The following is a 21,742-nucleotide window of genomic DNA, read 5'->3' as shown; positions in this document are numbered from 1 at the left end:
TTGCAGTCTAAGCTCTGGTTATTTCCCGTTCGCAGGATTGCCGATATTCGCTGAGTTATAAGCACAATTGACTACCGTGAATCTTAGGGTACTTTTTAACGACACCATCTCGTCCGTAGATTCGGATCTTGAGTTGTATATATCGATCAAAACTACAAAACTGTTGGAAGAAGCGATTTAATACGTCGGCAAACGCCAAGTAGGGCGAGGTTGCATCGAGTGTGAGTTCAATCTCGGTTCCTGGAGAGAATACATTTTTGCCTAGAACGCGAATCGCAGACACTTGAGAGTTAAACGTGATCGAGTGAATCATTTGAATTTCAGCGCTCGATACTTGTTCTCGACTGCACAAACTCAACATATGCTTGAGGTCAGCAACCGGATTGCTTGACTGCACCAGTGATGAAAAGTTGGTGTTCAGTAAGCTAATGAATTCCCAATGGATATTTTGGTCGACTTCCTTTGTGATGGGGGCCGAAGGCGGATAAATAGGTGAAAACTCACCGGGTAAATCAATACTCTCTAGACATTCTAAAGTACCGCTTACGCCACACGCTTGCTTGCCATTTGTGCACAGTAAATGAGTACCAAGTAGCTTGCTAAATTCAGCTTCTGGCGCTTCAGATAGCGAGATTGCGATGCTCATTTCACCAAAGTGATTGTGTTTACTTTGCCAGTAGTCATATTGCTGATTGTGGGTGTACTTCTCTTTAAAAAGAGGAACTAACGGTATTTCGCCGTTAGGCGTGATTTCGTACACCTTCTGAATTTCGATGATTTCAATATTGTTGTCGCTGTGCGCGTCGGCATTCACAGGAACTGAAAGGGTTCTGTGATCGTACGCAATAGGCTCGCCTGTTTGCTCAAACAAGTTAATCGCTGGTATTACGTTTAACTTGAAAACATCTTTATTGAATAGGCGGATAAATTCGGATGGCAATGACGACATGAACAAGTTAATGATGACTTCTGATTCATCAAATTGGCCTGCGTAATCCGCAAAGTTCTTAAGCCTAAAGAACTGTCGCTTCTCTTTGAAAAAGAAAAACTCGTTAATCAGTTGGTAGCCCGTGAATTGATTACCATGCTCAGGTAAAAACTTAAACTCGAGATCGCTGATTCGATTTTTAAGCTGGTGGCTGTCAATGGTGACATGTCGAGCGTAGTCGTTGTCTGAGATAGAAATCGCTAAGGTGTTATTGAGAAGAAGTTCGACTAGAGAGTCCGCATTGTTTTCAAACCCTTTGACGAAAAAGTCGAGGTCATTCAGTTCTAAGTGGCTGAAATGCACTTCAGGGTCGCCGGTGTTCAGTGAGATCTGAACGACCGCTGAGCTTTGATTCGCCGATTTGGGTCTATTGAAGCTAAACGGGGCGCTAAGCGCTTTGATGTTACCTAAGCTAAACGGCGCTATTTTGAGTTCATCAACCGTTCTAAATAGACATTCGTTTTTGGTGTTTGTGCTTGAGAAAAGCGAACCCTTTGGCAAAGTACTCGATTCAATCGGGCCTTCTTCTGCGAGTAACTCAAGATAAGCAACGCTAGGAACGGTTTGTATATAAGAAGGATAGAGCACTCCTAGTATACCTTCGATGACTTCAGGTAACTGCTCTGATAGTTTCTTTTCTACCTTAGCATTCAATAGTGCGACGCCATCTAATAGACGAGCCATGCTAGGGTCTTCAATCTTCCCCTGATGAATATTGAGCTTCTCAGCGTGCGTCGGGTACTCCTGACCGAACTGACCTAATGAACGGCGCACAAAAGCCAGTTCTTGCTCGAAGTAACGCATAATAGGTTCAGTCATAGTTATCTTCTTCTAATGAGGTGGTTAGGTCACTTAATGCTATTTTGGAGTCAAAGATAAGGTCTTGTTCACCATGACTTGTCTTAACCTTGGCGATGATGTTGAACGACAGTGAGTTGTCACCCTCTTTGCGCTCTCCAAGCTCTACCGAGATGTCATGGAGTCGTGGCTCAAAGCTTTTTATCCACGTTTCAATACGCAGAGTCAGTTGTGTTTTTTCTAGAGTGGCACTTAGTAATTGAATATCTTCGATACCAAACTTTAAGTTCGAGCGATTGACTTCTATCAGTCGGTTATCGATATCTGTCAATGATGCCTCTGCTTCAAGTAGCTTGGTGAGATGAAACTTGATGTCTTCAATCTCCGCATCCTGATAGGGCTTTGAATCACTGATAAAGGTCTTCCAAAAGCTCATTACGCCACCTCATTTAGGTCGGTGGTCAGCACAACTTCACCACTGAAGTAATCAAATTGGTATTGAGGAACAATGCGCAGAGTACAAGCGAAGCTGCCAGCTTGAGAACTCGATTCCGTCACCCTCACTTTGGCGAAGCTGAGTGGGTATTTGGATAAGGTTTCCTCATTGGCAAATGAAACGTTACTCGAGAACTTTTCAATCCAATGGGTCAAAAACAGTTCACACTCGGTAGCGTTGTTGAAGCTGCCGATCATCTCTCTTACTTGAACTTTTAGGTAATGAGCAATTCGGCAAGACATCAGTGTGGTTTGAATCTGCGTGAGCACTTTGTCATTGTCGTTTTGTCCGCACTGCCAAATTGAGTTGTTACCATTGAAGTAAAACTTATCGGTTAACGGGCTCTTCGCTAATGGGATAAAGCCGCTTTGAGCGTAGAAGTTCGACAGTTGGCCGAACAAGCTGATATCCGTCACCGGTTTTTGCAGATGGCTGTCGAAATAGTGATTGGTTGGTAGGTTAACGACGGCACCTTGCAGCTTGTCGTTCCAACGGGATTTTAGGAAGCCAAACCAGTTCACGCGGTGAAACTCTCGCATGATAGTGGTAGCCAGTACCATATTGGCTAACCCCCAAGCTCCTTGACCTTGCTCGTTGTAAATGAAGCCAGCGCGTCGATTCTTGTATGCGTCTCTCAGGCGGATTTGTGGTAGCGCCATGCCAATAAAGCGAGAGCTCGGCTTACTGCGTAAATCCTGCCACGCTTTAAAGTCGGGGCCGGAAAGGATCTTATTGATACGTTCGATATCAGATAACCAATCGGCGCCGCTCTCACCAAAGAAGGTTGATACGGGTGAAAACAACATAGGGCAGAGGGTCGCTTCGCCTAATTTGCCTAACAGTTCTACGGTAAACAGATCGTCGTAGTCGGCATCAAAATCGATGTCCATCGAGATAGGATGACTAAAGGTGATGCAACCAAAAGGGTGACCACCTAAGGTATTCAGTTCGTTATTACCAATCTTGTTATACAAGTCACTGGATTTGGTGGAATAGGCTTGATTGACGTCGCTAGAGATCTCCGCCCAGTTCATATCGAGCAGTTTTACATGCGCTCTTTGGTAACTGACGGGTAGGGAAACAAGCTGCTGAAGGCTTAACCAGTTGCGTTCTAGTTTTTGAAACTCTGGTTCATGGAGGACTTCATCAAGCTGTAAACTGAGTTTGGAATCGATTGTTGATATAAGTGTAGATATAAATGAAATTAGTGAGGATTTAGAGCTTAAGGAGTGTTTGTCTAGCTCAGATAACAGAGATAAAGCCTCTTTCATAAAGGTATTATCTGTGTCATCTAATTGATTGAATCTGTTTTGCCATTCTGTATTTAACTTCATACAAAATTTTTGGCCGGATTGCTCCGGCCAAATCCATATTAGCCTGGAATCTTAGCAACCATTCGAACTGAGGTCGTCAGTTCTTCAAGTTGTAACCAAGGTCTTAGATGAGCGACAGCTGAGTATGCGCCTGGCTTACCCGGTTGCTCGACCACTTCAATGCGAGATTCACAAAGAGGGGTTTTTGCACGTTGCTCATTACCAATGGCACCCGCATTGGTGTATTGGTCGATCCATAGTTGCAGCTCTCGTTTGATATCCGGAGCTTCAAGATTCGAGCCTAACTTGTCGCGACCCATTACTTTTAGGTAGTGGGCGATACGGCTACTTGCCATGATGTAAGGTAGGCGAGCTGAAATTGCCGCGTTTGCCGTTGCATCTGGGTCCGTGAAGGTTTTAGGCTTCTGAGTTGTTTGACCACCGATGAACACAGCGTAGTTAGAGCTTTTGTAGTGAACTAAAGGAAGGAAACCAAGGTCAGAAAGCTCTTTTTCACGCTCATCCGTTAGGTTGACTTCTGTTGGACACTGCTGAAGTAGGTCGCCCGCTTCAGACTTGTACGTTAGGTTTGGAAGGTTCTCGACCTTACCACCGTTATCCAGACCGCGAATAGACGTACACCAACCTGAAGCCGTGTAAGCTTGAGTCATTTTAAGACCCAGATCATAAGCTGCATTAGACCAAACTAACTGATCATTGCTGGTTGGTTTAGGATTGCCATCCATATCAGTACCAAGCTCTTCATAAGCGAAGACATCAGTACTCAAACCTTTGTCACCATAAGGTAGGCGAGCAAGAGTTCGTGGCAGTGTTAGAGTTACGTAACGAGCATCATCACTCTCACGGAATGAATTCCATGCAGCATAAGCAGGAGAGTCGAAACCTGCAGCAACAGGCTTGCCTTCAGAGAATGTTTGGAAGTCATTAAACTCGAACATCTCAGCATTGGCAGCAGCCACGAATGGTGCGTGACACGCTGCAGCAACTTCACCCATGTAGCGAAGTAGAGCAACATCTTCATCTTTCGCACTGAACTCGTAATCACCGATGAATGTGCCGTAAGGTTCACCACCGGCGGTACCGAACTCACCTTGGTAAACCGCATTGAATAACGGGCTACGGTCAATCGCTGGTGCATCTTCAAATTGATCAAGCAGCTCTTCTTGAGTGTAATCGACCATTTTGATCTTTAGATCACGACCAAGTTCGCTCTCTTTAACGAGTTTTTGTAGACCACGCCAAGAGCCTTCAAGCTTCTGTAAGTCTTTTTGTTGCATGACTTCAGATAACTGTTGAGATAGCTTCTTGTCGATCTCTGAGATTGCGTTTTCAATTGTTTTTGTAACGTTCTTATCCCACGTCACGGTGCCAGAAAGAGCTTGCTCTGTAAGTACAGAAAACAGTTCTTTTGTCGTGTCTGCAGGAGTTTGAGTGGTTGCTTCAATCGCACGGTCTAGGAAGCTCAGTGAGCCTTCCGCTGCTTCCGGTTGCGCTTGATTCTCAGTTTCAGTACTCATTACTCAGCTCCTTCTTCTTTAATGCCAAGCTCATCAGAAAGAGCATTAATCGTATCTGCACTTTGTAGAACTTCTTTAAGCAGCTTTTCTAGATCGCGGGAACGATCGGCTTTAGAAAGAAGTACCTTCAGTTGATTACGGGTTTCGACGAGTTTTTTCAGCGGTTCAACCTGTTCGATAATTGCTTCAGGTTCGAAATCTTTCATCGAGTCAAACTTAAGGCTCGCTTCAAACTGGCTGTCATCACCGGCAAGTACATTGTCAACTTTTAGGGATAATTCAGGGCCAACACGCTTCATTACAGTGTCGAAGTTGTCTTTATCAACGTTATAGAAGGTACGATCTTCCACTTCTTCTTTGTCTTGCTTATGGCCTGAGTAGTCACCAATAACCCCAACAACAAAAGGGAGCTCTTTGGTTTCTACAGCGCCATTAGTCTCAACGTCATAGGTAATACTTACGCGGTTCTTACTTACGCGTTTATGTTGGGAATTTAGTGCCACGGTAACTCTCCTTGTTTAATTACTTAGCAGTTGAAGTAACTTTAGCTGTAGTCGCATCGAAGCCAACCTCAGGGCCTTTCTCGATCTTACCGCCGTCTGCTTCAATGTAGTAAGCCTTAGAAATTTCTGTGTAGGTTAGGCTGAAAGACTCGCTTGGAAGTGAACCGTCTGTGCCAGACATGTTGTAGCTAGACATACGAGCCATCTTAAGCGTTAGAATCAGATATGGATCAGCACCAGAACCTTCACGGTTTGGTTTTGTCATAACGATTTCAACAGTGCGACCTTCTGGACCCGGCGCATATAAGAAAGTGGTTAGATGAGGTGTTGCACCATCACAGCCACGAGTCATGTTGACTTCACCAAGAGCAACCATACCTTGGTCCGCATTGTTTGCATTACCTACATCGATACCAACACCACGTACTGCACTCCAAGAAACGCTATCAAGTGCAAAGAATCCATCTTTACCCCCGATCTTTTCTACCGTTGCTGCACCTTTTGGTGTCGTACCATCAATTCTCATAAAAATAGAAGCCATTACTTTCTCCTTGCTCAACGCATTAATGTGCTTTACCACTCAAAATCTTGCAGGCTGCTCGATGATGAGTTGGAAGTCGGTTCAGATGTTTGGTTTATATCTGTCGTACTATTTGAACTATCAGGAACTGGCGATACTGCCGCTGGCTCTTCAATAGTCTGTGTTGCTACCGGAGTTCTCTCCGGAGCGGAAGTCATTGCTGGAACGGATTTTCCTGACAAATCGGTTTTGTCTAGGTTGTCCATTCCTGTCATTTGATTGATTTGGGCGATGACACTTTCATTGCCAACCATTTCTTGGAGTAACTCTGGGAAGCTCATATAGCCCCAACGAATTGAACGTTCGAGTAAGAATGCAATAGGGCTATGAGGTTCTGTTTCTTTAAAGTACTCAGCTATTTTTCTAATTTCTTGAAACGCATGATCGCGATTAACAATGCCGTTAATGCTCGAGACGTTTTGAACAATCGTTTGAGTCTGGTTTTGAGGGGCAAGGTTGCTTAGTGCTTGGCTGTCACTAGCCACGCTTCCGTTACCTTGATTTACCGGGTTACTTGACCCTGAATTTTGGCTTGTTTCAGTGGTTAGGCTCGAGTCATTCTGGGGAGCACTAGCTTGCATAGGTGCCGAGTGTGTCGAATCGTCTTGTTGAGGTGCTTCTGTTGAATTTTGGATAACGTGGAAGTTGTCATCCAGAGGCCAAGGAGCGAATTTTTCTCCAACAAGGAAATGTATCGCTTTAATTAAGTCACGTACGTTTGTCTTAATGAAGTTGAAGCTGATTACGGTCGCACCAACAGCTTGGCACTTTTCAGCTAAGTTTTTCTCAGCAATCTCTAATTCACTAAAAATACTCGCAAGTAGATAGAGTGTTTCTGAAACACTTCCATCAAATGAGCCTAATGCTGATTCTTTTAGCTCTGCGATATTGCCTTTACGCTCAGCAGTGAGGTAATCACCAAAAGTAACGCCTGCACAAAAATCAAGCATTTGAAAAGGAATATAAACGGAACTTGAATCAACAGACTCACCAACGAGTTGAAGTAGGGGTTTAGTTTTAAATTCAGTGATTTCCTTCGCTTTTCCTGCATCGTCAGAAGCTTTGAGTTTAGCTTCTGGAAGCATAGGGTTTAGCGTATCCCAAAATTGGTCGATGAAAAGGTTTAAAGCCGGGATAGCATTAGCAAGGTTATGAAATGGTTGAGAAGTAAAAAGTTGACTCGTGATGTACCAACCTAATATCTCTAAGTCTTTAGACTGTGAAGTCAGCGTTTCCTCTGAAATCTTTCTTAATTCAGCCCAGTTGTCTGTATTGGCATCGACGATAGCGGGATCAGACGATGCATCAGGCGTTTCAACCAACTGTCGAAATGAGGATTGAGCGCTATTGTAAACGTTTCTCAAACTGCGATAGGCACTTCGATCTAACTTCAAATAAGAGCCTGAAGGCTCTTCATCCGAGATTGGAACAAGTAGGCGAGCGATTTCTGTCATATACATCCTGTAAAAATCTATTGTTATCCTGATCGCACTAAAGTGTCATATTTGATACATAATCCTTATGTTTCGTAAACACTTGTTAACATTTATTAATTCTAGAGCTTTTTCGTGAAAAGTCTCATGCAAAATAGATATTTACTCAAAACTTTGAACTTCATCTAAGAAAGTGGACCGATGTCACGGTTTTTTGAAACCCTATGAAAAGTAAGGCATTTAGCCTCCAATCATCACAGTTGGCATACCTAGAACAATTGTACCGCCGTGGCTGGTTGTATCTCCCATGCGTGCTGCTGGTTTACTCATTATGAGTACAGTGGCACTGCCTTTGATGATGCTATCTGGAGGCCCGACACACACGCACATGTCCCCAAGCGTCGCGGCTGGCATATTGCCAATGAGAACGGTTGGTACTCCGGGCCCACTGATTGGCCCACCTACGTGAGGGATCGGCGGAACAGCGGGTGTCTGCATTGGGCAAACGTGCATGTCAGTTAATCGTGCGGCTAACGTCATCAATAACTCCTATGCCTTACTGCCTTTGGCAAGCTCAAGGGCCATTCCAATAGATTTCTTATAGTACTCGTCGGTTTTATCCCAATTGGGCAGTGCTGCGGAGTGGTTTATCGCGCCTGCTACCGCTTTCGAGTACAGAAAAGGGTCTGGGAGTACATTGGGTAAATCAGGTGCCACAATACTGCCAGAACCATTCCAAAATACGGCTTGGGCTAACCAAGAAGGCCCGCAATTTAATTTGAGCTTATTAGAGAATAGTTCACTCTTGCGCCTTTGCTCTTCTGATGGCGATTTGACCCAAGCTTTAGCTGTGGAAATGCATTGCTTTTGCATTGCAGACCAGACGTCATTTCTTGCATCGAGCGTGTGCGCGCCCCACCAAATGGCTTCTCGAACCGGAAGCCCGTGGGCAAGGAACTGAACCAAATCGAAATAGAGCTCTTTTTCCAACAACGCTTCAATGGAGTCGTCAATATTGAGTTCTTCATCGATCAGCGCTTGAGCTTCATCAGAGCTTGAGAATCTATCGAGCAATTGTCGGCCTGTCTGATACGGAATCTTTTTATACATGTTTTCGTTCTACCTAAATTTGTACTGCGGCGTGGTTTAAGTGTTGGCGATTTAAATTCGCTAATTCACCTTAACAATCGCACCTTTTAATTCACCCATCACGCCACCATCGAAAGTGCCTTTTAGGCCGGATTTAAACTCGGCACTTAATGAACCTTCTGCTGAGAGGGTGGTATCGGCTTTAATCGCGACACTGAGGCCTTTAATGCTGTTGGAGCTCGTTGCTTCCAAAGCTGTCGTCACACCGGAGATCTTGTTTGCAGATGTAGCCTTGCTGGTCACGTTCATCCCTTCGAGGTTGAGTGCACTGCTGGCTTTGATATCAATGTTGCTGGCTTCGATACTGATTGAAGATGAAGACATGGTGATCTTACTTGAACCAACTGTCAGCTCTATCTTGTCATCGGCTTCAAGTGAAATGGATTTGCCTTTTTCACTGATCGCTTTATCCGAGCTAAGCGTGTAGTTATCTTCTGTTGAAACGGTCACTTGCTTGGTGGTTTTCTGAATCAGCTCACCTTTGATCGTCTCCGTCAGGTTGTTCTCGACCTCTTTGGTGAAGTCTTTGGTCGCGTGCATGTACAACAGCTCATTGTCTTTCTTGTCATCGAAATAGAGCTCATTCGCTAAGCCACTTAATTTGGTGCTAATACCTGTTTTCGTGGCGTTCGCCTCTTTGTAAGGTGGCGGATTTTTACTGTTATAAACGCTTCCTGTGATAATCGGTTGGTCAGGGTCGCCATCAATGAAGCTGACTAATACCTCTTGTCCGACTCTCGGAATAAACTGAGCACCGTAACCGCTGCCTGCCATCATCTGAGCGACACGCACATAGCAACTTGTTTTGTCGCCAGAGGCTTCGGTATCCCAATGAAATTGAATGCGTACGCGACCTTGATCGTCTTGATTGATTTCCCCCGCCGTACTGCCTGCAACAATCGCACTTTGCAGGCCGTGGATTTTCGCTTTGTCTCTCGGTGACGGGTAATTAGGAATCGACGTATCGAGTAGGGTAAGTTTAGCCTCACAGTGATTATCTGTGTTGTATCGAATGTGAAGTTCTGTGACCAGATACTCGCCGAGTTGAGACTTGTCTAAATGGGAAGATAATGAGAACCAAGTGCCTAATTCAAATGAATCGTGTTGAGCTTCGGCTTCAACGGTTTGATAACTTTGTTCGAGCTGTTCTATTCGCCTCTTGACTAGGTTGCTAGCGAGATCTTCCATCCCACCAGTGATACCGAGGTTAGGGTAAAACTGCTTGGTCAACTTGGTGTTGTTGGCGATCTTATGGCTGGATTTCTTCTCTTTACTGCTCACCAATTTGGTTTGTGAGTAGTCGTAGCTGGTTAGCTCAATGCTAGCACCATGAAATTGCCCCTGTGGCATCCATTTGTTGATTAATGGATTGCTGCCTGATGGGACCTCAATCATGTCGAGTTTGCTAGTATCCGACTTTTGAAATGGGCTCTGCGCATCTTGCAGCATCATTAAATGGTCGGAATCGCTGTGTTGGAAAAAGTAGTGAACGCCTTCTTCTGCGAGCAATCGGGTTACGAAATCAAAGTCGCTTTCATCGTATTGAACGCAATATTCACGTTTAGACGAAGGCATGGTGCCCGCCTTATATGAGCCACTGAAGCCTGCTTGGGTCAACACGTCTGAAACGATGTCTTTCGTTGATTGGTTTTGGTAAACGCGGAAAGAGTGGGTGTGCTTCAGCAACCAGAACCAAGGCCTTAGAGTGATACGGTAACTAGAGTACTGCAGGTTACCGTCCATACCCAGTAATTGAACCTGCGTAACAATACCGTTGAATACTCGCGTAGCGGTCAAATTATCGGTGTCATTAACGAAGCGGGTAATAGAGAGCTTTTGCCCCAATTGATCATCGATGACAAAGTTTTTTGAGATGATGGTTAGTTCGATTTTAAAAGGCTTCGATAAGTACTCAGAAATAGCAAAATCGCTGACTGCATGCTCGTTGCTTTTAGAATCTTTTGCCACAATAGTGCTGGCAGAAGGGGAGAAATTATCCGTCATAGGCTCGCCTGATAATGCTCGAAGATGTTCTGACATAAGGTTATGTCGATACTAACGAACTGACTTAATGTTAAAATTTTATATCTAAATTTATAGCATAAAGTAAATAATATAATAAGCCTGACAACAAAGGCGTGAGGTGTTTCCATTTTATGAAAACTAATACCATTAAATTAATTATGGTAATTGGCAGCTGATTTATATTGTTAAATGTCATTTAAATACAATGATATTGCGACGTAGAAGGGGATATAGGGAGATCTTGAATAATATATAGAATAATGTGTTGCTAGAGGTAGTATGCCGTAGTAATAATATAAATATTGCTAGCATGTTACATTTCTGGGCTAGTGGTTATTCAAGGATAGAATAATGGCAAACACAAAAATCTCGTTGCGGTTTACCGTTGGAGGGATGTTTTTACTTGCGACAGTGCTGACGGCGATCGTCGCGGTTTCACTTCAATACTACTTCAGTAAGAAAATGGCGACCGAGCATACCTTGTCGAAGTTGACCATGGTATCTCAGGATTTAAGCGACTATATCGGCAACGTCGATTCAGATGCGATAAATACCGCTCGCTTACTCTCTTCAGTGCATCGATCTATTAGTCATCAAATCTCTCGCGAAGAGTCGCGTGGGATCCTTTCAGAAGCGATAAAAGATAACCCTCTTTTTTACAGTATTTATATAGGCTCTTCTAACGAGCGCTTCTTCCAAATTATCAATCTGGAATCTTCTCCTTTTGTTAGAGAAAAAATTGGTGCCGATCGCTCAGACCGCTGGGTGGTGATTGAGATCAGCGACAGAGAAGCAGGTCGTATCCGAACGACTAAGTATTACGACCTCGAGTTTAATCTCAGAGACTCAAAGACTGAGCCGAGCAATTACTTTCCTACGACACGGCCTTGGTATGTTTCCGCGAATACTGAGACAGTTGAAAAAACACAGCCTTATCTTTTCCAGCATCTACAGATCACGGGACAAACTTATTCCTTAGCTTTTGAATCAAAGGCCGTTGGTGACACGCAACATGTAATCGGCATTGATATCGTGTTGTCTTCGTTAGCGAGTAAGCTATCTGCGAGCGCGTTAGGTTTAGATGAAGACAGTCAGGTAGAGTCCTTTTTGTACTCCAAATCGGGCAATATCATTGCGTCTAATCGAGATACAGAAACGAAACATGTACTCCCTCAAACAAGTAAAATCGATTGGACTGCTCAGCAACAAGCCGTCATTGAGAACACGCCTCCTTTGTTACTCTCTAACCAAAGCGATTGGGGGCCAATGGATTTTGCAGTATCCGGACAGCCACACGGTTATGCGGTTGATCTTCTGAAAATGATCAGTGAAATGAGTGGCGTTAAATTCGAGTTTGTTAATGGCTTTTCGTGGGCCGAGCTAACGGGCAAGTTTCTTGAGGGTAGCATCGATGGTTTGCACTCTATTCAGAATTACGAAAGCAACGGAGTAAAAGGCTTATATACGGATGCTATCTACGAGTTGCCTTTCTCTGTTGTAACGCGAGAAAACGCACAAACTGTCTCAAACTATGGAGATCTCAGCGGCAAAAAGGTGGCGATTTTATCTGGGTGGTCGGTTATTCCTCAACTCAGAAAAGATTTCCCAAATATTGAGCTTGTTGAGTTTCCTAGCATGGAATTAGCATTTGACGCTGTTGATCGTGGCGAGAGCTTTGCAGTACTCGACGCTAAGCCTGTGTTGGAATTCTCATTGGATAAGTTTTTCCATGCAAGATTGAAAGTTAATGAAGTGCTGTTGGATCTCAAAGCTAATTACCCAAACCAATTCCACATTGTGTTGCAGAACAAACATCAGCAGCTATTACCAATCCTAAATCAAGCCATTCGCGCATTCACTGATGAACAGAAAGCAGTGTTGTCACAAAAATGGTTCCATCATCATGCTCTCAATACAGGCACAACCATTCCTTACACTGAACTCTATGAACGTACTGCGACGGCTACTACCGAAGGCGAAATGGTTAAGATTGTGCTCAATGGAGAACCTAAGCGTCTGTATCTGAAAAAGATTGAAACGGGCGAGCACTACTCTGAATATTTTGCCGTTGCGATACCTGAAGCGGAAATCTACAGCGCGGTAAACAAACGAGTTGCTACGTCTATTGGTGTGACGGTGCTTCTTATGAGCCTAACCTTGCCAGTGGCTTGGATCTTTGGTGCGCCTATTGTTCGACCGATCCGTCAACTGAAAGCTGAAACGCAAAAAATTAGGCAGCGTGATTACGATAATGTGTCTGTGCTTAATACGCGAATCAAAGAGGTGTGGGAGCTTTCTGTAGCAGTGAAAGGCATGGCGGCAGAGATTAAGCAGCATGAACAGACACAAGAGGCGTTTGTGGAGTCGTTTATCAAGCTTATCGCCCAAGCTATCGATGATAAATCCGCCTATACGGCAGGGCACTGTAATCGTGTACCAGAACTCGGCTTGATGTTGGCTGACGCGGCTGAGAAATCACAGTCCTATCATTTCAAAGATTTTGAGTTTAAAAATGATGATGAACGTCGTGAGTTCAGAATTGCGGCTTGGCTTCACGATTGTGGCAAGATCACGACACCTGAACACATCGTCGATAAAGGTACGAAGCTAGAAGCGAACTACAACCGAATTCACGAGGTGAGAACTCGATTTGAAGTACTTTGGCGTGATGCGGAAATAACCGCTTTGAGAAAGCAACTTGAAGGTACGCTATCAACGCAGCAGATAACCGATGAGCTTGCGACAACCAAACAACAGCTACAAGATGACTTTGCTTTTATCGCGACATCGAACGTTGGTGGTGAATTCATGAGTGATGACAAAGTCGCTCGTATTCGCTCGATAGCTGAGACGACTTGGACGCGTAACTTTGATGATCAACTTGGTTTATCACCGATAGAGGCGTTGAACCGAGAACCGAGTGCAAGTTTACCTGCGACAGAGCCACTGTTAAGTGATAAAGCAGAGCATATAGTGAAAAGAGATAGACCGTTAGAATTTGACCCCAAACATCAAATCAAAATGGATGTACCTGAGCACTTATACAACCTAGGCGAAGTCTACAATCTGAGTATTGCACGCGGCACGTTGACTGCAGAAGACAGATTCAAGATAAACGAGCACATGCTTGCTACGATTAAGATGCTAGAGAACTTACCATTCCCGAAAGAACTAAGCCGTGTTCCTCGTTATGCTTCGACGCACCATGAAACACTCAAAGGTACAGGATATCCAAGGAAACTGACTGGTGATGACCTTTCAATCCCAGAACGTATTCTGGTGATCTCCGATATTTTTGAGGCGTTAACCGCTGCGGATAGGCCTTATAAGAAGGCGAAGCCAATCAGTGTTGCTGTCGACATCATGTATAAGATGGCATTGGACGAGCATCTCGATATCGAACTGTTTAGATTGTTCTTAACCAGCGGTACTCACCTGCGTTATGCAGAAGAGTATCTGAAGCCAGAACAAATTGATTTCGTTGATATCAACAAATACCTCGAAGTTACCCGCCAAATTGCTTGATTAAAGGTTGGCTTGTTTGAACGGGTTCCATGAATGAAAGGCGCACATGAGTGCGCCTTTTTTACATCTGTTTATCGGTGGGCAGGTGGATAGACACAAAGGGGCTGCTTTTGACAAGTTTGACGATAGGTTGTCGACACATCGATTTCAAATAATTTTAGAGTAGGTATCGGGTTGGTGGTTGTTAATCTGTTTAAATCTCTAAATAACAAATGGTTAAAATGTTTTTTGTGTCCTTTTGGATGAGTTTTTATCGTCTATAAAAAGTACTACCTTAGTCTAAATTGTCGACAATTAGCTTGATTGTCGACAATTTGTTCGTGTATTTTATGTTCATGTTATGAAATTGTTGACAATTAAGGTTCAGCAATCAGAAGTGAGCAGCATGAATATGAATACTGCGATAAAAGATCTCAGCTTAAGTGCAAACACGAAAACACGTGTCAGCGATAAAGAGAACACTAAATCAGAAAACCTCACTGAGTATCTCGTTGAGGCGATTGTTAACGGTGAATTACCACCGGGCAGTAAGATCTCGGAACCCGAACTGGCTAAACGCTTTGAGGTAAGCCGAGGCCCATTACGTGAAGCAATAATGCGTGTTGAAGGGCTTGGCTTGATTGAACGCATTCCTCATGTAGGAGCTCGAGTTATTACCTTTTCGGCAGACAAACTACTCGAGTTGTACGCAGTGCGAGAGGCATTGGAAGGCATGGCGGCTCGACTCGCAGCAAGACATATCACACAAGAAGAGCTTGTCGGGCTTGAAGGGTTATTGTCGACACACTCAAAACACATCGATGAAGTCGAAGGTTCTTCTTACTTTCATCAACATGGGGATTTCGATTTCCATTACCGCATTATTAAAGCGAGTCGTAACAGCAAACTCATTTCGCTGCTGTGTGATGAGCTTTATCACCTATTACGCATGTACCGCTATCAATCGCCTAGGGCTCAGTCTCGACCAAAAGAGGCGCTTGATGAACATAAATACATCCTACAAGCGATTCGTAACCGTGATGAAGAGCTGGCAGAAATGCTAATGCGAAGACACATCTCGGGAAGTCGATTACTGATAGAACAACAAATTCAATCCAAAGATCTTGATTAACTGGCGAGAGCTAAACATCAGTAGTTATGAAAGTTAGTTAGAAATAAACAATTAACAGGGAGCGTCATTATGAAGTTATCAGCAGGGGCTAAGTTCCGACAAGCTGTGCAAGACAACGACCCATTGCAGATCGTCGGCACGGTGAATCCGTATTGCGCGATGATGGCAAAGAACTTGGGGCATCAGGCGATCTATTTGTCTGGCGGAGGCATCGCCAATGCGTCTTACGGTTTGCCTGATTTAGGCATTACGACATTGAACGATGTGTTGGTGGATGTTGAACGTATTACTAACGCATGTGATCTGCCATTGCTGGTGGATATCGATACGGGTTTTGGGGGCGCATTTAATATTGCACGGACCATTCGAGCTATGGAAAAAGCGGGTGCAGCTGCGATTCATATGGAAGACCAAGTTGCGCAAAAACGCTGTGGTCATCGACCAAATAAAGCGATTGTGAGCCAGCAAGAGATGGTCGATAGAGTCAAAGCGGCAACCGATGCCAGAGCCGATGACAGCTTTGTGATTATGGCGCGTACCGATGCATTAGCAGTTGAAGGCATTGATAGCGCGATTGAGCGAGCGATAGCTTGTGTTGAAGCGGGCGCGGACATGATCTTCCCTGAGGCCATGAATCAGCTCGATCAATACGTGAAGTTCTCGGCAGCGCTGAAATCAGCAACGGGTAAGCACGTGCCTATTCTTGCGAACATCACTGAATTTGGCCAAACACCACTCTACAACTGTAACGAGTTGGCCCAATCAAGTGTGGACATGGTGCTCTATCCGTTGAGTGCGTTCCGTGCGATGAACAAAGCGGCGGAGAATGTTTACAAGCACTTGCTAGTTGAAGGCAATCAAGAAGCTCTGTTGGATTCAATGCAAACCCGTAAGGAGCTTTACGAACACTTGAATTACCACGACTACGAGAACAAGCTTGATCAGTTGTTTTCAAGCGAAGGGTAACCTAGTTTCAATTAATCAAAAATCAACTTAATCCAATAACGTGAAATGGTTAGTCGCCATATCCAGTACCGATGATAAAGATCACCGGACACATAAACAGGCAGCACCAAAGAGTGCAGGCGGCTAACACAGAAAAGGAGTTCACCATGTCTGTATCTTTGAGTGATAAAGCAGCTGTCGAAAAGGCTTCAACAGAAAACCAACAACAAAGCGAAAAAACAGCCAGCGCACCTGCCATCGGTGGTGCTGGTCTACGTGGCCAGAGTGCGGGAACCACGGCGCTATGTACGGTCGGAAAATCAGGAACCGGCTTAACCTACCGTGGTTATGATATTACCGATCTTGCTAATCATGCTCAGTTCGAAGAAGTGGCGCATCTGTTACTAAGAGGTCATTTACCCAGTGAAAAAGAGTTAGACGATTACAAAACATTGTTGATTGGTTTGCGAGGCTTGCCTGAACCTTTGAAAGCAGCACTAGAGCTTATCCCTGCAGACGCTCATCCTATGGATGTGATGAGAACGGGGTGTTCAATGCTAGGTAATCTAGAGCAAGAGTCTGATTTTTCTGGCCAATTGTCCGCGACCGAACGAATGCTTGCGCTTTTCCCTGCGATTATTTGTTACTGGTACCGCTTTAGCCATGATGGCGTGCGCATTGATACTGAAGATCAAAGTGAAGCGTATTTGGGTGGCTACTTCTTGAAAATGCTAACGGATAAAGCACCGAGTGAACTTCATAAGAAGGTGATGCACTGCTCGCTAACCCTGTACGCCGAACATGAGTTTAATGCCTCTACTTTTGCTGCTCGTGTGTGTGCATCAACTCTGTCTGATATCCATTCGTGCGTTACAGCAGCGATTGGTACGTTGAGAGGTCCTTTACATGGCGGTGCAAATGAAGCGGCGATGGAAATGATTCAAGATTGGCAAACCGCCGATGAAGCTGAAACTAACATCATGCAGATGCTTGCTAACAAAGACAAAATCATGGGCTTCGGTCATGCCATTTATCGTGAAAGTGACCCACGAAATGCTTTAATCAAGCGTTGGTCAAAAGAGCTTGCTCAAGAGGTGGGAGATAAACAGCTTTACGCCGTTTCAGAGCGTGTTGAAGCTGTAATGAAGCGCGAGAAAGGGCTGTTCTGTAATGCGGACTTCTTCCATGCATCGGCTTACCACTTCATGGACATCCCAACCAAATTGTTTACTCCTATCTTCGTGATGAGCCGCCTTACGGGTTGGACGGCACACGTATTCGAGCAAAGAGAAAACAATCGAATTATTCGTCCAAGTGCAGACTACACCGGGCCAGAGCATCAAGACTGGCTACCAATCCATTTACGTTAGTCCTCTATATCGAGCCGACTTATATCTCGAGGTGACTTTTCTCTTCATGTGATAAGGCCTCGAGAGCCAACGAATAGCATTTAACAGATAATGGTGGATGTATGTCTGATGTAAAACTTGAAAGAAACCAAGAGCTTGATGAAAGCAAGTATCGAAAGGTTCTACCGGGAACGGGCTTAGAATATTTCGACGCTTGCGAAGCGATAGAAGCAATATCCCCAGGCGCTTACAAAACCTTGCCTTATACGTCGCGAGTGTTGGCGGAACAATTGGTAAGACGCTGTGATCCTGAAACCCTTGAAGACAGCTTAAAACAGATCATTGACCGTAAGAGCGACTTAGATTTCCCTTGGTATCCTGCTCGCGTGGTGTGTCATGACATTCTTGGTCAAACCGCTTTGGTTGATTTGGCTGGATTAAGAGACGCGATTGCCGACCAAGGCGGAGACCCTGCCAAGGTTAATCCAGTGGTCGAAACCCAGCTGATTGTTGACCACTCGTTAGCCGTGGAACATGCAGGCTTTGATAACCAAGCGTTTGATAAAAACCGAGCGATTGAAGAGCGCAGAAACGAAGACCGTTTTCACTTTATAGAATGGTGTAAAACTGCGTTTAAGAACGTGAGTGTGATTCCTGCAGGGAACGGGATCATGCACCAGATCAACTTGGAGAAGATGTCTCCGGTGATTCAATCCAAAGAGGGCATCGCGTTTCCTGATACTTGTGTCGGCACAGACAGCCATACACCGCACGTTGATGCTCTGGGCGTTATTGCGATTGGTGTGGGCGGCTTGGAAGCTGAAACTGTGATGCTCGGTCGTCCGTCAATGATGCGTTTGCCTGATATTGTCGGCGTTAAACTGACGGGTCAACGACAAGAAGGGATAACCGCAACGGATATTGTGCTTGCGATTACTGAGTTCCTTCGAAATGAGAGAGTGGTCTCAAGCTATTTGGAATTCTTCGGTGAAGGGGCTCGTGCACTGACCATTGGTGACCGCGCAACCATCTCCAACATGACGCCAGAATACGGCGCGACAGCGGGTATGTTTTACATCGATGAGCAGACCATTCAATACCTCAAGCTTACAGGGCGAGAGCCAGAACAGGTTGAATTAGTTGAACGCTACGCTAAGCAAACTGGGCTATGGGCTGACGATTTAGATTCTGTTGAATATGAGCGCGTACTTGAGTTTGATTTGTCGACGGTTGAGCGCAACCTTGCGGGGCCTTCGAATCCTCATCGCCGTTTGCCAACCAGCGAACTTGCCAAGCAAGGAATCAGTCAAGCATCTTGGAAAGAGCAGCATGCTAAGCAGTACAGCGACGAGCAAATGCCAGATGGTGCTGTGATCATCGCAGCCATTACCTCTTGTACCAATACCAGTAATCCAAGAAATGTCGTCGCTGCTGCTTTGGTCGCTAAAAAAGCCAATCAGCTTGGATTAGTTCGCAAGCCGTGGGTCAAAACGTCATTTGCGCCAGGTTCTAAAGTTGCCAAGCTCTACCTTGAGTCGGCAGGTTTGCTTCCTGAACTTGAACAATTAGGCTTCGGTATCGTCGGCTATGCGTGTACTACTTGTAACGGAATGAGTGGGGCGTTGGATCCTAAAATCCAACAAGAGATCATCGACCGCGACCTGTACTCTACCGCTGTGTTGTCAGGGAATCGAAACTTTGATGGTCGAATCCATCCTTATGCAAAACAAGCGTTCTTAGCCTCACCGCCATTGGTGGTTGCTTACGCCTTAGCGGGCACGATTCGCTTTGATATCGAGAAAGACAGCTTAGGCACTGACAGTAACGGCAAACCAATCTACTTAAGTGATTTATGGCCGAGTGATGCAGAGATCGATGCTGTTGTCGGTGAGCATGTTAAGCCTCAGCAATTCCAACAAATCTACGTAAAAATGTTCCAGCCAGATGAGGATCAGGTAACGACTGAACCACTTTATGACTGGCGACCTCAAAGTACCTATATTCGCAGGCCACCTTATTGGGAGGGGGCTCTTGCAGGAGAACGAAGCCTTTCAGGGATGAGACCTTTGGCTATTCTGGGTGACAACATTACCACCGATCACTTATCTCCATCAAATGCGATTCTCGCTTCGAGCGCGGCGGGGGAATACCTCACCAAAATGGAAGTGCCGGAAGAGGACTTTAATTCTTACGCGACCCATCGAGGTGATCACTTAACCGCGCAACGAGCAACATTTGCCAACCCGAAGCTGTTTAATGAAATGGTGAAGGACGCTGGAGAAGTCATCCAAGGTTCATTGGCAAGAGTTGAACCCGAGGGTCAAGTTACGCGAATGTGGGAAGCGATAGAAACCTACATGAACCGAAAACAGCCTTTGATTGTCGTGGCGGGTGCGGATTATGGACAAGGTTCATCACGTGATTGGGCAGCCAAAGGTGTGCGCTTAGCGGGTGTTGAAGTGATTGTGGCTGAAGGGTTTGAACGAATTCACAGAACCAACTTGGTTGGCATGGGTGTGCTGCCTCTGCAATTCAAAGCGGGGACCAATCGCAACACCTTAGAGCTGGATGGCACCGAACTTTACGACGTGTATGGAGACATCCAAGCAGGTTCAGATTTGGCTTTAGTTATTACTCGTAAAAACGGTGAAAAGCTTGATGTTCCCGTGACCTGCCGATTGGATACGGCAGACGAAGTGAGTGTCTACAGCGCTGGTGGCGTATTACAACGCTTTGCTAAAGATTTTCTCGCGCAATAGGAGCCTGTGATGAACATTAAACAGATAAAAGTCCCGGCAACTTATATGCGTGGAGGGACCAGTAAAGGTGTTTTCTTCTGCTTGAATGACTTACCAGAAGCGGCGCAAGTTGCGGGACAAGCGAGGGATGAGTTCTTATTACGTGTGATTGGCAGTCCGGATCCTTATGGCAAACAAACCGATGGTATGGGTGGTGCAACATCCAGCACCAGTAAAACCGTTATTGTTTCGAAAAGCAGTAAAGCCGATCACGATGTTGATTACCTATTCGGCCAAGTAGCAATAGACAAGCCGTTCGTTGATTGGAGCGGTAATTGCGGCAATCTGTCTGCTGCAGTAGGCCCATTTGCTATTCATAGTGGCCTCGTCGACTCGAATCGCATTCCAGAGCACGGTGTGGTCGAGGTGCGAGTATGGCAAGTGAACATAGAGAAAACCATCATTGTTCACGTGCCTATCGTTAATGGTGAAGTCCAAGAGTTAGGTGACTTTGAACTCGACGGTGTGACTTTCCCCGCCGCTGAGATTCAAGTCGATTTTCTAGACCCAGCCGATGCTCGTGGCTCTATGTTCCCAACAGGGAATGTTGTCGATTTTTTAGATGTTCCAGATCTGGGTTGCATCAAAGCAACTTACATTAATGCAGGGATACCCACCATTTTTGTTGATGCTGAAGATGTGGGCTATCAAGGCACAGAGCTTCAATCGGATATTAACAGTGATACCAAAGCCTTGGCTCTGTTTGAATCCATCCGAGCACATGGTGCGGTTGCGATGGGACTTATTGATTCCCTAGAACAAGCTGAATCACGCCAACACACTCCTAAAGTCGCGTTTGTTGCTAAGCCTCAAGCTTACCAAGCCTCAAGTGGTAAAGCGGTTGCTGTCGAAGATACCGACCTTCTAGTACGTGCTATGTCTATGGGGCAATTGCACCATGCCATGATGGGTACGGCTGCGGTTGCTATTGCTTCAGCGGCAAGTGTACCAGGCACCTTAGTGAACTTGGCAGCCGGTGAGGGTTCTCGAGATTTCGTGACCTTTGGTCACCCGTCAGGAACCTTAAAAGCGGGTGCTAAAGCCATTCAAACGGAAAGCGGTTGGAAAATAGAGAGGGCGATTATGAGTCGTAGTGCCCGAGTGATCATGGAAGGTGCCATCCGTGTGCCTTTTCCCAAGTAAAGCGATTGTCGTGAACGGTTTAATGTTCACGAATACAACGCTGAGAAA

At 45.1% G+C, this 21,742-nt stretch carries 16 protein-coding genes; 6 read left to right on the top strand and 10 right to left on the bottom strand.

Features of this window, described 5'->3' with window-relative positions; all coding sequences use genetic code 11:
- Positions 1-55: 55 nt before the first annotated feature.
- The 10 genes from tssF to AB6E85_RS19350 all read right to left on the bottom strand — a co-directional run bounded on the left by tssF (position 56) and on the right by AB6E85_RS19350 (position 10,802).
- On the bottom strand, positions 56-1,807 hold the full coding sequence (gene tssF / locus AB6E85_RS19395) for a type VI secretion system baseplate subunit TssF (RefSeq protein ID WP_050621116.1): 1,752 nt from the start codon (positions 1,805-1,807) through the stop codon (positions 56-58).
- On the bottom strand, positions 1,800-2,222 hold the full coding sequence (gene tssE, locus AB6E85_RS19390) for a type VI secretion system baseplate subunit TssE (RefSeq protein WP_048606902.1): 423 nt from the start codon (positions 2,220-2,222) through the stop codon (positions 1,800-1,802). The genes tssF and tssE overlap by 8 nt, the downstream gene beginning before the upstream one ends.
- The gene (locus AB6E85_RS19385; protein WP_372143759.1) at positions 2,222-3,616 is read right to left on the bottom strand and encodes a type VI secretion system contractile sheath domain-containing protein; all 1,395 of its coding nucleotides are present in this window, start codon (positions 3,614-3,616) and stop codon (positions 2,222-2,224) included. The genes tssE and AB6E85_RS19385 overlap by 1 nt, the downstream gene beginning before the upstream one ends.
- Before the next feature lie 38 nt (positions 3,617-3,654).
- Complete coding sequence (gene tssC, locus AB6E85_RS19380) at positions 3,655-5,133, bottom strand: type VI secretion system contractile sheath large subunit (RefSeq protein ID WP_048606898.1); 1,479 nt, start codon at positions 5,131-5,133, stop codon at positions 3,655-3,657.
- Positions 5,133-5,636 carry a type VI secretion system contractile sheath small subunit gene (gene tssB / locus AB6E85_RS19375; protein WP_009846607.1) on the bottom strand — a complete coding sequence of 168 codons (504 nt, stop codon included), beginning with the start codon at positions 5,634-5,636 and terminating at the stop codon, positions 5,133-5,135. Before tssB ends, tssC begins: the two co-directional genes overlap by 1 nt.
- 19 nt (positions 5,637-5,655) lie before the next feature.
- Positions 5,656-6,177 carry a type VI secretion system tube protein Hcp gene (locus AB6E85_RS19370; RefSeq protein WP_017110736.1) on the bottom strand — a complete coding sequence of 174 codons (522 nt, stop codon included), beginning with the start codon at positions 6,175-6,177 and terminating at the stop codon, positions 5,656-5,658.
- 32 nt (positions 6,178-6,209) lie between these two features.
- Complete coding sequence (locus AB6E85_RS19365; RefSeq protein ID WP_372143756.1) at positions 6,210-7,670, bottom strand: ImpA family type VI secretion system protein; 1,461 nt, start codon at positions 7,668-7,670, stop codon at positions 6,210-6,212.
- Between the two features lie 219 nt (positions 7,671-7,889).
- Entirely contained in the window at positions 7,890-8,189 is a 300-nt protein-coding gene (locus AB6E85_RS19360) for a PAAR domain-containing protein (protein ID WP_017110734.1), read from the bottom strand.
- A gap of 9 nt (positions 8,190-8,198) precedes the next feature.
- Positions 8,199-8,759, bottom strand: coding sequence for a DUF6931 family protein (locus tag AB6E85_RS19355; RefSeq protein WP_372143754.1), 561 nt, complete (start codon positions 8,757-8,759; stop codon positions 8,199-8,201).
- A 60-nt stretch (positions 8,760-8,819) separates the two neighbouring features.
- A complete protein-coding gene (locus tag AB6E85_RS19350; protein ID WP_372143752.1) occupies positions 8,820-10,802 on the bottom strand; it encodes a type VI secretion system Vgr family protein in 1,983 nt (660 codons plus the stop codon).
- A 372-nt stretch (positions 10,803-11,174) separates the two neighbouring features.
- On the opposite strand from AB6E85_RS19350, the gene AB6E85_RS19345 reads away from it, so the two are divergent.
- From AB6E85_RS19345 to prpF, 6 genes are all read left to right on the top strand, one after another.
- Positions 11,175-14,348 (top strand): HD domain-containing phosphohydrolase, encoded by a 3,174-nt coding sequence (locus tag AB6E85_RS19345; RefSeq protein WP_372143750.1) that lies wholly within the window; start codon positions 11,175-11,177, stop codon positions 14,346-14,348.
- Between the two features lie 391 nt (positions 14,349-14,739).
- Complete coding sequence (locus AB6E85_RS19340) at positions 14,740-15,459, top strand: GntR family transcriptional regulator (RefSeq protein WP_050621277.1); 720 nt, start codon at positions 14,740-14,742, stop codon at positions 15,457-15,459.
- Positions 15,460-15,528: 69 nt separating this feature from the next.
- Positions 15,529-16,425, top strand: a complete 897-nt coding sequence (gene prpB / locus AB6E85_RS19335; protein WP_048606883.1) for a methylisocitrate lyase — start codon at positions 15,529-15,531, stop codon at positions 16,423-16,425.
- Between the two features lie 146 nt (positions 16,426-16,571).
- A complete protein-coding gene (gene prpC / locus AB6E85_RS19330) occupies positions 16,572-17,774 on the top strand; it encodes a 2-methylcitrate synthase (RefSeq protein WP_372078450.1) in 1,203 nt (400 codons plus the stop codon).
- A gap of 101 nt (positions 17,775-17,875) precedes the next feature.
- Positions 17,876-20,512, top strand: a complete 2,637-nt coding sequence (acnD, locus tag AB6E85_RS19325; protein WP_372143748.1) for a Fe/S-dependent 2-methylisocitrate dehydratase AcnD — start codon at positions 17,876-17,878, stop codon at positions 20,510-20,512.
- Between the two features lie 9 nt (positions 20,513-20,521).
- A complete protein-coding gene (prpF, locus tag AB6E85_RS19320; protein WP_372143746.1) occupies positions 20,522-21,694 on the top strand; it encodes a 2-methylaconitate cis-trans isomerase PrpF in 1,173 nt (390 codons plus the stop codon).
- Positions 21,695-21,742 lie beyond the last annotated feature (48 nt).

This window comes from Vibrio sp. 10N.247.311.51, from assembly GCF_041467855.1.
GTDB classification, from domain to species: domain Bacteria; phylum Pseudomonadota; class Gammaproteobacteria; order Enterobacterales; family Vibrionaceae; genus Vibrio; species Vibrio coralliirubri.
The sequence above is the reverse complement of the archived record's forward strand: the minus strand, read 5'-3'. Positions and strand labels throughout refer to the sequence as shown.

Excerpts from the sequence above, each read along its gene's own strand:
- tssF (WP_050621116.1), bottom strand. The coding sequence starts at position 1,807 with ATGACTGAACCTATTATGCGTTACTTCGAGCAAGAACTGGCTTTTGTG.
- AB6E85_RS19385 (WP_372143759.1), bottom strand. The coding sequence starts at position 3,616 with ATGAAGTTAAATACAGAATGGCAAAACAGATTCAATCAATTAGATGAC.
- AB6E85_RS19340 (WP_050621277.1), top strand. The coding sequence starts at position 14,740 with ATGAATACTGCGATAAAAGATCTCAGCTTAAGTGCAAACACGAAAACA.
- tssE (WP_048606902.1), bottom strand. The coding sequence starts at position 2,222 with ATGAGCTTTTGGAAGACCTTTATCAGTGATTCAAAGCCCTATCAGGAT.
- prpF (WP_372143746.1), top strand. The coding sequence starts at position 20,522 with ATGAACATTAAACAGATAAAAGTCCCGGCAACTTATATGCGTGGAGGG.
- AB6E85_RS19350 (WP_372143752.1), bottom strand. The coding sequence starts at position 10,802 with ATGACGGATAATTTCTCCCCTTCTGCCAGCACTATTGTGGCAAAAGAT.
- tssC (WP_048606898.1), bottom strand. The coding sequence starts at position 5,133 with ATGAGTACTGAAACTGAGAATCAAGCGCAACCGGAAGCAGCGGAAGGC.
- prpC (WP_372078450.1), top strand. The coding sequence starts at position 16,572 with ATGTCTGTATCTTTGAGTGATAAAGCAGCTGTCGAAAAGGCTTCAACA.
- prpB (WP_048606883.1), top strand. The coding sequence starts at position 15,529 with ATGAAGTTATCAGCAGGGGCTAAGTTCCGACAAGCTGTGCAAGACAAC.
- AB6E85_RS19345 (WP_372143750.1), top strand. The coding sequence starts at position 11,175 with ATGGCAAACACAAAAATCTCGTTGCGGTTTACCGTTGGAGGGATGTTT.
- acnD (WP_372143748.1), top strand. The coding sequence starts at position 17,876 with ATGTCTGATGTAAAACTTGAAAGAAACCAAGAGCTTGATGAAAGCAAG.
- AB6E85_RS19360 (WP_017110734.1), bottom strand. The coding sequence starts at position 8,189 with ATGACGTTAGCCGCACGATTAACTGACATGCACGTTTGCCCAATGCAG.
- AB6E85_RS19365 (WP_372143756.1), bottom strand. The coding sequence starts at position 7,670 with ATGACAGAAATCGCTCGCCTACTTGTTCCAATCTCGGATGAAGAGCCT.
- AB6E85_RS19355 (WP_372143754.1), bottom strand. The coding sequence starts at position 8,759 with ATGTATAAAAAGATTCCGTATCAGACAGGCCGACAATTGCTCGATAGA.
- AB6E85_RS19370 (WP_017110736.1), bottom strand. The coding sequence starts at position 6,177 with ATGGCTTCTATTTTTATGAGAATTGATGGTACGACACCAAAAGGTGCA.